Origin of the sequence: Kitasatospora sp. NPDC089797 (assembly GCF_040684795.1) — a bacterium.
Taxonomy (GTDB): domain Bacteria; phylum Actinomycetota; class Actinomycetes; order Streptomycetales; family Streptomycetaceae; genus Kitasatospora.
Genome location: NZ_JBFBGS010000001.1, coordinates 385084 through 394137 on the forward strand (window position 1 = coordinate 385084; position 9054 = coordinate 394137).

The following is a 9054-nucleotide window of genomic DNA, read 5'->3' on the forward strand; positions in this document are numbered from 1 at the left end:
GCCGGGCGGGTGGCTGCCGCGCGGCCGTCGCGTTCGGTGAACGGCTGCGGCTCCTCCGTCATGATGCCCCGTTGGCGGCCGGGGCGCCGCCCGGGCGGCGTCAGTGCGGGTGGCAGCAGAGGCCGACGGCCCCCACGAACGGAACGGCCGTGAGGAGGGCGGCGAGGCCGGTGCGCAGCGGGCCGCCGCGCATCCGTCCCGCGAGCAGGAGCAGGGCGCCGGCGGGGAAGAGGACGACGAGGAACGGCAGGGCGAGCAACTGGGTCGGTACTGCGGCCAGCAGCTCCAGGCCGAGCAGGACCCCGCCGACGGTCAGGCAGGTGCGGCGGAACGCCCAGAAGCCGGCGCGGCAGAGCGGCAGGACGGTCAGCGCGAGCAGCAGGCACCAGAGCGCGATGACCACGCCGCCGGGCCCGTCGGCCGGCACCACCCAGGGCGGCAGCCAGCTGGTCGCGGCGAGGGCGGCGATCTGCCGCGAGCGGTCGGTGCGGACTGCGAGCAGTTGCGCTTTCACGGGTCCCCCGGACGGAGCGGTGAAGGTGTGGGGAGCTGTGGGGCAGTGCCCCGCGGTGAGTGGTCAGCGGGGCGTGGTCAGCGGGGTCTGGACAGCCGGCGTGGTCAGCGGGGCGGGAGGAGTGTCGTGAAGGCGGTCGTGGCGGGGATGACCAGCAGCAGGGCCGCGAGGAGCCCGCGGGCCGGGGCGCAGCGCTTCCCGCCGGCCAGCAGCAGGAGGAGGCCGGCCGGGAACAGGGCGAGCACGAACGGCAGCGGGATGAGCAGGTACGGGACGGCCAGCGCGACCTGGGTGCCGAGCACCGCGCCGCCGATGACCAGGCTGGTCCGGCGGAACCGCAGTGGATCAGCGATCGCCAGGGGCACCGCGCCGAGCGTCAGGAAGAGGGCCCACAGCGCGACCAGCCACCAGGCCGCGGAGAAGCCCACCAGGACCCAGGGCTGCACCCAGGTGACCGCCGCGACCAGGGCGATCGGCCAGAGCCGATCGGTGCGGAAGGCGAAGAGGCGCACGGTCATCTGGGTCCCCCGGAAAGTTGAACACGTTCAAACTGAACGGGTTCAAACCTACGCGCGGTGGCCGGGCGTCGGCAAGTCGCCCGGCCGCCCGCCGGGCAGCAGCGCCGGGAGCATGCGCGAGCGTCGCTCCGGCATGCGAGCAACGCTCGGCCCCCGCGGCGGCGCCCTGGAGCTGGAAGGTCGGTCGAGGGCCGCTGGAAAGCGCTTTCGACCCCGCGAACGGTGTGTTGTCGTGGGTGACGGAGAACCGCGGACGCCGTGGTGCCGGGCGGAGTAGACGCTCGCGCATGCATGTGAGTGCGGCGGCCATGGTTCTCCGGCCCGGGGGACCGTTGAATGGGTGACACGACGACGAACCGGTCGGGCTCGGGAAACCGACGGAGCCCGCGGATCGCGTCGGACCGGCCGGGCGCCCGCTGCGCCCTCGACAGGCCGGTACCAGGGTTCCTCCGAGTCTTCGAACGAAGGTGGTCGTGATGACTGGTACGCACGTGGTGGATCTGCCGACCGGTGCGGGTGCGGTGCTGGTGGTGGGCGGGACCGGCAAGACGGGCCGGCGGGTGGCGGACCGGCTGACCGGGCTCGGCTACCAGGTACGGGTGGGGTCGCGGTCCGCCGCGGTGCCGTTCGACTGGCACGACGAGGGAACGTGGGAGGCGGCCCTGGAGGGGGTCAGCGCGGCGTACCTGACGTACTACCCGGACCTGGCCTTCCCGGGGGCGGTGGAGGCGGTGGGGGCGTTCTCCCGGCTGGCGGCCCGGCGCGGCGTGCAGCGGTTGGTGCTGCTGTCCGGGCGTGGCGAGGAGGCGGCGGAGGCCGGGGAGAAGGCGGTGATGGAGGCGGGGGCCGCGTGGACGGTCGTGCGGTGCGCCTGGTTCGACCAGAACTTCAGCGAGTCGTTCTTCCTGGAGCCCGTGCTGGCGGGGGAGTTGGCCCTGCCGGTGGGAGGAGCGGTGGAGCCGTTCGTGGACGTCGACGACATCGCGGACGTCGCGGTGGCGGCGCTGACCGAGGCCGGGCACGCGGGGGAGGTGTACGACCTGACGGGGCCGCGGCTGCTGTCGTTCGCGGACGTGGCACGGGAGTTGTCGGCGGCGACCGGGCGCGAGGTGCGGTTCGAGGCGGTGTCCTCGGAGGCGTACCGGGCGGTACTGGAGGAGGCGGGACTGCCGGGGGACTTCGCGGAGCTGTTCGCGGTGATCCTGGACGGCCGGAACGCCTCCTTGGGGGACGGCGTCCGGCGGGCGCTGGGGCGTGAACCGAGGGACTTCGCCGACTACGCGCGGGCGGCCGCCGCCACCGGCGTGTGGAACACCTGAACCGACCCGTCGTCCGACGGGCGGTGATCGAGTAACCGAACGGACTCTGGAGGTCTGGTCATGTCGGACGGCACGACGGTCTGGTCGAGCGAGCGGTCGCTGGGCGCACTGCCCGAACACATCCGGGGCTTCGGCCTGATGCACGTCGCGATGCGCCGGGACGCGGCGCGGCTGTGCGCCGTCGCCGCGCGGGGCGGATCGGGCGTGCCGGCCGGGCTGGCCGACTGGTTCGGGCGGCTGCGGGCGGTGATCGACTGGCACCACCACAGCGAGGACGAGATCCTCTGGCCGTACCTGCGCGAGCGGGTGGCCGGCTTCGACGGCAGCGGTGTGCTGGAGCAGGACCACGAGGCGCTGGACCGCGTGATGGCCCGGGTCGCCGGGGTGCTGGCAGCCGGTCGTGGCGCCGAACTGCCGGAGGCAGCGCGGGCGTTCCAGTCCCTGGTGCGCGAGCACCTGGGGCACGAGGAGCCGGTGGTCTTCCCCGCGCTGGCCGGGCTGCCGGTCCAGGAGTACCTGCGGGTGGAGCGGCGGATCATCGGCAGCGCGCCCGGCCAGGTGATGGCCTACCTCCAGCCGTGGATGTTCGACGGCGCGGACCAGGCCTCGGTGCGGGCGGTCTCCGCCACCATCCCGGCCCCGGTGCGGCTGCTCGGGCGGACGGTCCTGGACCGGCGCTACCGGCGCACCCTCGCGCCGGTCCTCTGACGCCCGGTCCTCCGGCGCCCGGTCCGCTCCGTCCGCCCGGCACCGACGAGCGCGCAACGTGCCGTGACGCCAAGGGTGGTTCCGGTTGTCGCGGTTCTGTTGCGCGGCCCACCGCACGGTGGTCGGTGCCGCGTGTTTCCGAAGTCCGTCGGTGCCGCACCCCGCGGGGCCGGGAGATCGAAAGGGTCCTCGATGAGTTCAGATCAGCGCACGGTTCCGCTGTCCTACTCCACGCCGTCCGCCATCGGCGGTACCGGCCGCGGGAGTTCGGTGCCCGGGACCGGCAGCAAGGCCGCCGGTCCTGTCCTGGTGGGTGCGACCATCGCGATGGGGCTGATGGCGGGGTTGTTCTTCGCCTTCGACGTGTCGGTGATGCCGGGCCTGGCGGCCGGTGACGACCGGACGTACGTGGAGGCGATGCAGCACATCAACAAGTCGATCGAGAACGGTATGTTCGGGCTGGTGTTCACGGGTGCCTTCGTGGCGACGGGGATCGCGGCCTGGCTGCAGCACAAGGCGGGTCGGCGGCAGGCGGCGCTGTGGGCGGCGGGGGCGACCCTGGTGTACCTGGTGGCGCTGATGGTGACGATGGGCGTCAACATCCCGCTGAACAACGACCTGGCGGCGGCGGGTGATGTGGCGCAGATCCATGACCTGGCGGCGGTGCGGACGAAGTTCGAGGGGACGTGGGTGGCGGCGAACATGTTCCGCACCGCGCTGTGCACGGCGGGCCTGCTGGCCCTCTCCCGCGCCCTCGTCCTGCACGGCCGGTTCAGCCGCTCCGGTCGCTGAGCCGACCGCCTGCCACGCCTCCCCGGTGCCCGTCCGCCTCGTGCGGGCGGGCCCTTCGCGTGCCCGGGGCACTCCTGGTCTCCCGGGGCGCTCCGCATGCTCCGGGCGCTCCGCACGTTCCGGGGGCCGTACGTCCCCAGCGGTCCGCGCCGCCCGGTGCGCCTGGGCGTGCGCCGGTGCGCTGGTAGGATGCATGCGCTCAATTCACTTGGTGAGACAGCAAGTTGGCGGTTTACGGTGAGGTGGTGGAGCATGGGCGGGGCCCGGTCTGTTGCGGCGCGCTTGCGCCCGGCCGGAGTGGCACGCGTACGGCGAGAGGAGGCGGTTCCCGTGGGTACGGTGGCACGTCCGTTTCTGGTCCGGGGGAGGGCGGTTCCGCTGGCCAGGTACCTGGCGGAGGAGGACATCCAGGGCCTGGTGGCATGCTCGTGCATCGGCAACGAGGTCACCATCGACCTCTCCGACACCCGGATCCTGGTGAGCCTGGCCGACGTCGGCGAGGTGGTGGGCCTCACCTTCCACATGGTCCAGGACGGTCCGGCCAAGCCCCGCACCTGGACGCGCAGGCTGCCGAGCGAGACCGGGCCGGGTGAGCTCGCCGCGCGCATCGCCCGGGACGTCCGGACGCTGGAGCGCGAACTGGCGCCACTGCGGCGCCGTCCCCCGCAGAGTCTGGTACAGCGCCGGCCGCTCGACTGAGCAGACGGCCGCACCCCTCCCGGCAGCGTGGCCGGGAGGGGTGCGGCAGTCCCCGGGCCGTGGACGTACGGCCCGGTCAGGTGAGGTCAGCTCAGGTCAGGTCCGGACGACCTCGACCGGCAGCCGGCGCACTCCGAGGAGCACGGCCGGGTTCTGGTAGGTGACGTCCTCGTAGCGGGGGACGACCAGGGAGCGGAACCGGTCCTGCAGCATCCGCAGGGCGATCCGGGCCTCCATCCGGGCCAGCGGCGCGCCAAAGCAGAAGTGGATGCCGTGGCCGAAGGTCAGATGGGGATTCGTCCGGCGGGCCACGTCGAAGGTCTCGGGCGACTCGAAGCGGGACGGATCACGGTTGGCGCTGCCGAGGTGCACCGTCAGCATCGTCTCCGCGGGCAGTTCGCGGCCGCCGAGCACCACGGGCCGGGTGACGCGGCGCCCGAGCTCGGGGAACGGGGGCAGCCAGCGCAGCACCTCCTCGATGGCCGGGGGCAGCAGGCCGGGGTCGGCGCGCAGTGCCGCGTCCGTCCCCGGGGACCGGTCGAAGGCCACCACCGCGTTGCCCAGCAGCGCGGTCGTGGTGACGTGCCCCGCGACCAGCAGCAGGGCGACGAATCCGACCATCTGCTCGTCCGCCAGCCGGACGCCGTCCACCTCGGCGGCGATCAGCCGGCTGGTGAGGTCGTCCCCCGGGTGGGCGCGGCGGTGCCGGATGTGGTCCAGCACGTACCCGTTCATCGCGCGGACGGTCGGGGCGATGGCCTCCAGGGCCTTCGCCAGGTCGGCCATGTCGGGTGCCTCACCGAGCTGGTCGCCGCCGAACAGGACGGCGGCCCACTCCTGGAAGAGCCGGTGGTCCTCCGGCGGGACGCCGAGCAGTTCCGCGATGACGATGATCGGCAGCGGGTAGGCCAGCGCGTCCACCAGGTCGAACCGGTCGTGGTCCGCGACGTCGTCCAGCAGGCGTCCGCACAGGGCCTCGATGCGCGGCTCCAGCCCCGCCACGACCCGCGGAGTGAACGCCTGGCTCACCAGGGTGCGGAGGCTCCGGTGCTCCGGCGGGTCCATGCCGACGAAGTTGCCCTGCCGGAAGGTCTCGAAGTCCTCCTGGGTCGGCGCGAGGGCGGACAGCTCCGAGGAGAAGGTCACCGGATCGGCCAGGACCGCGGCGACGCCCTCGTGGTCGAAGACCTGCCACTGGTCCCGCTCCTCGTCGTACTGCACCGGCCCGGCCTCGCGCAGGAGGCGCCAGCGGCGGGATATCTCCTCCAGCAGTATCGGCTCGTTTCCTGATCGATCTCCGAGCACCGGTCCTCCAGGGACGCGAAGCGGCAGCGTGACGGGACGGAAGCGGGCCGAGGGCCGTTCAGCGCCCTCGGACGGCGTCGGCGGAGGGGCGGACGGGCCGCAGCGGGCCCTCGCCGGGCGGTCCCGCTGCTCCGTGGTGCGGCAATGCCCGGGCGGGGGTGCGTGGTTCTCCGTGCGGAGTCCCTCGACCCTCATCCCGCCACAGTCTTCACGGCCGGTCACCCGCTGGCAACCCCGCGAGAGCGCTGCCGTGCTTGTCGCCGGGGCGTGGTCCGAGAGACACGCCCTAGACCCAGGACCAGCGCATGCCCGCGACCCCCGGCCCGATCCCGGTGGCCACCACGTGGGCGAGGTGGTGGCTGTCCAGGGTGAGGTCCACCGTGGTGTCGTCCGGCCCCTCCGAGTCGCGAGCGGTGAACCACTGGCACTGCACCGGGAGTTCGGCCGGATCGAAGCGGACGCGCAGCACGTACTGGTCGGCGGGGAGCCGGAAGGCGGTGATGTGCCGGTGACACGGCACCTCGCTGTGGGGCCGGATCTCGAACGAGAACACCTGGGTCTCGCAGCGGTGCAGCGACCGGTCGAAGAGCAGTTCCGCGAGCACCACCCGGGCCGGCCGGTCCCGGCGCACCCGGCCCAGCCGGCAGCTGTCCCCGGCGAGCACCTCGACGGCGCTCTCGTCCATCCCCTCGTCGCAGTCGTAGATCAGCAGGGCCCGGTCGACTCCGTCCTGCCGCGCCCGTACCGCCACCATCGAGCTGACGAGGGCCAGTTCGCGTCGCGGGCCGAGCGTCGCGGTGGTGTGCTCGGTGACCACCTGGAGCTTTCCGGCGGCCGGGCTGTTCAGCTCCGCGAGCAGTCCGGTGAGATCGCCGGGCGTGTGCACCATCTCGGGGTACGGGTGCGGGTACGGGTGTGGTCCGCGCGGCGCGCGTACGGCCGCTCCGCGGGGGCGGGGCGGCCCGAGCAGGACGGTGAGCGAGTGCGCGGGCAGCCCCAGGATCGTCTCCAGCGCGGCCACCACCTGTAAGGACTCCGGACGTTCGGGCCGGCGCAGCCCGCGCTGCCAGTAGCTGAGGGTGGTCACGGCGATCCGCAGCCCGTTCGTCGCCAGGTGGCTGCGCAGGCGCTCCAGCGGCAGGCCGCGGGCCTCGATCGCGGTGCGCAGGGCGACCTCGAAGGGACCGGTCCGCAGGGCGGCCAGGACCGCGCCGTTGTCGGCGGGGGAGCCGGCTGCCGACCTCTGACGACTGGCCATCGGACCTCCCTGGGGCTGCGGGAACGCCGGCCGTGCGGCGGCGCGGGGCAGAGCGGAGCGGAACAGGGTGTGGCGGGCTGTGAAATTACCCGCTTACCCCCGCCGCGTCCAGATCCGCGGACCGTCGATCAGGGCGGCGGTCTGCGGTGTTCCCCGCCGTCAACCTCCCTAGCCCTCACAGCTGTTCACAGTTCGGCCGACCGGCCGCCGACGGCTCTGGGACGGCCCCGGGCACGCTGCCTATGCTTCGGCACAGTCCTGGTTCAGGCGCCGCGACGGCCGCGCGGCACTTCCCCCACACGCGAACCGGATGGTTCCGGGTGCACCCGGAACCATCCCGCGCGCTCTCCCTCCCCGAAGGAGATCCCCCCATGAACGGACCCGTCCGTGGGTCGTTCCTCCGTGCCGGGTTGGCGGTCCTGTGCACGTTGGCCGCCGTCCTGACCACCGGAGCCGGTGCAGCCGCGGCCGACCCCACCGGCCACGCCCCCCGCAACGCCGCGACCACCACCGCGGCCGCCCCGTACGACGCCGGAGCCACCAAACTCAACATCGACATGCAGGCCCAGGAGCAGGACCAGTGGTGCTGGGCCGCCTCCGGCAACACCATCGCGACCTTCCTCGGCCACGGCACCAGCCAGAACTCGTTCTGCGACCTCGCCTACGGCCAGAGCACCGACTACCAGTGCCCCAACCAGCCGGGTCAGCTGTCCTGGGTGCAGACCGCCCTCTCCTCGCTCGGCGTCTCCCCGGGCCAGGAGACCGGCGCGCTGTCCTTCGACGCCATCGTCAGCGAGGTCAACGCGGGCAGGCCGATCGAGACCGGCATCTCCTGGGTCGCCGGGGGCGGGCACGCCCAGGTGATCTACGGCTACGACCAGAGCAGCCAGTCGATCTACTGGGGCGACCCGTGGCCCTCCAGCAACCGCTACAACCTGGGTACCTACTCCTACTACGCCGGCTACAACGGCCAGTTCAACTGGAACGACTCCCTCTACCAGATCGGAGCGTGACGTCATGACGATCCCCCGCGTCTCCCGCGCGCTCGCCGTCCTCGCCCTGGCCGGCGGCGGCCTGCTCGCCACCGCCCCGCTCGCCGCCGCGGACGGCGCACCCGCCGCACCGGTGGCCGGCGTCCCGTCGGCGGCCGACCTCGCGGCCGCCGGACAGGCGGCGAGGACCGCGCCCGTGGCGCAGACCCTCAGCGGGTTCTTCGCCCACGACAGCAACGCGCCGGCCGCCGCCGCGAGGCCACTGGCGGTCGCCGCGCCCCAACTCGTCGGCGCCACGGTGCCGGTGTACTACCTCAACCCGGACTTCGTGGCGGCGTCCTCGTCGTCGGCCGCGGCCCCGGTCGCCAAGCTGGCGTTCGCGGCGACGGAGGCGCGCTCGGCCGACGGCCGCAAGGCCTCGGTCTGGACCGCCCCCGATCCGCACGGCTCCCGGGCCTGGGTCGAGATCAACATCGCCTCCGGCAGCGACGAGACCGACCAGGCCGCCGCCGCTGCCGCGCTCGGTCCGCAGGCCGTGGCCTTCGAGGAGCCGCAGATCCGCGCCTGGTACGCGCTGGTCGACGGCCACGTCAGGCCGCTGAACCCGGACGCCGTCCATTCGGTCGGCGCCGACGGCATCACGCTCGACCAGTACCGGCAACTCGTCCACGACCGCTACGCCGACAAGCTGCCCGGCACCGACTACGCGAACGCCCACCTGCTCGGCGGCCTCGACTGGGGCGTGGCCGTCCCCGGCAAGGCGGCGCTCGCCGCCCCCGGCACCCCGGCTCACGGTTCCGTGAGCCTCGGCGCCGCAGGCTTCCTGGCCGCGCTGGTCGCGGTGACCGGAGCCCTCGGACTCGGCGGCCTCCTCCGTCGCCGCCGGGCCACCACCCGCACCGCCGGCTGATCCCCCGATGCCCGGCGCGCACCGTACCTCCGGGTACGG

At 73.6% G+C, this 9054-nt stretch carries 10 protein-coding genes; 6 read left to right on the top strand and 4 right to left on the bottom strand.

The annotated features are described in order from the left end of the window. Window positions 1-100: 100 nt before the first annotated feature. Entirely contained in the window at window positions 101-514 is a 414-nt protein-coding gene (locus tag AB0O91_RS01565) for a hypothetical protein (protein ID WP_363427055.1), read from the bottom strand. Between the two features lie 104 nt (window positions 515-618). Then, entirely contained in the window at window positions 619-1032 is a 414-nt protein-coding gene (locus tag AB0O91_RS01570; protein ID WP_363427057.1) for a hypothetical protein, read from the bottom strand. Between the two features lie 476 nt (window positions 1033-1508). Between AB0O91_RS01570 and AB0O91_RS01575 the strand changes: the two genes are divergently transcribed. The 4 genes from AB0O91_RS01575 (at window position 1509) to AB0O91_RS01590 (ending at window position 4550) form a co-directional block, all read left to right on the top strand. After that, window positions 1509-2351, top strand: coding sequence for an NmrA family transcriptional regulator (locus tag AB0O91_RS01575; RefSeq protein ID WP_363427059.1), 843 nt, complete (start codon window positions 1509-1511; stop codon window positions 2349-2351). Between the two features lie 60 nt (window positions 2352-2411). Then, a complete protein-coding gene (locus tag AB0O91_RS01580; protein WP_363427061.1) occupies window positions 2412-3059 on the top strand; it encodes a hemerythrin domain-containing protein in 648 nt (215 codons plus the stop codon). Window positions 3060-3251: 192 nt separating this feature from the next. Further along, window positions 3252-3851, top strand: coding sequence for an anthrone oxygenase family protein (locus AB0O91_RS01585; protein ID WP_363427063.1), 600 nt, complete (start codon window positions 3252-3254; stop codon window positions 3849-3851). Between the two features lie 339 nt (window positions 3852-4190). Next, complete coding sequence (locus AB0O91_RS01590; RefSeq protein ID WP_363427065.1) at window positions 4191-4550, top strand: hypothetical protein; 360 nt, start codon at window positions 4191-4193, stop codon at window positions 4548-4550. Between the two features lie 96 nt (window positions 4551-4646). On the opposite strand, the gene AB0O91_RS01595 is transcribed toward AB0O91_RS01590, so the two are convergent. Beyond that, entirely contained in the window at window positions 4647-5855 is a 1209-nt protein-coding gene (locus tag AB0O91_RS01595) for a cytochrome P450 (protein ID WP_363427067.1), read from the bottom strand. A gap of 286 nt (window positions 5856-6141) precedes the next feature. Next, complete coding sequence (locus AB0O91_RS01600) at window positions 6142-7113, bottom strand: hypothetical protein (protein WP_363427069.1); 972 nt, start codon at window positions 7111-7113, stop codon at window positions 6142-6144. 371 nt (window positions 7114-7484) lie between these two features. Here AB0O91_RS01600 and AB0O91_RS01605 point away from each other — a divergent pair, with 371 nt between their 5' ends. After that, a complete protein-coding gene (locus tag AB0O91_RS01605; RefSeq protein ID WP_363427071.1) occupies window positions 7485-8126 on the top strand; it encodes a papain-like cysteine protease family protein in 642 nt (213 codons plus the stop codon). 4 nt (window positions 8127-8130) lie between these two features. Beyond that, complete coding sequence (locus AB0O91_RS01610; RefSeq protein ID WP_363427073.1) at window positions 8131-9015, top strand: hypothetical protein; 885 nt, start codon at window positions 8131-8133, stop codon at window positions 9013-9015. The last annotated feature ends 39 nt before the right edge of the window (window positions 9016-9054 follow it).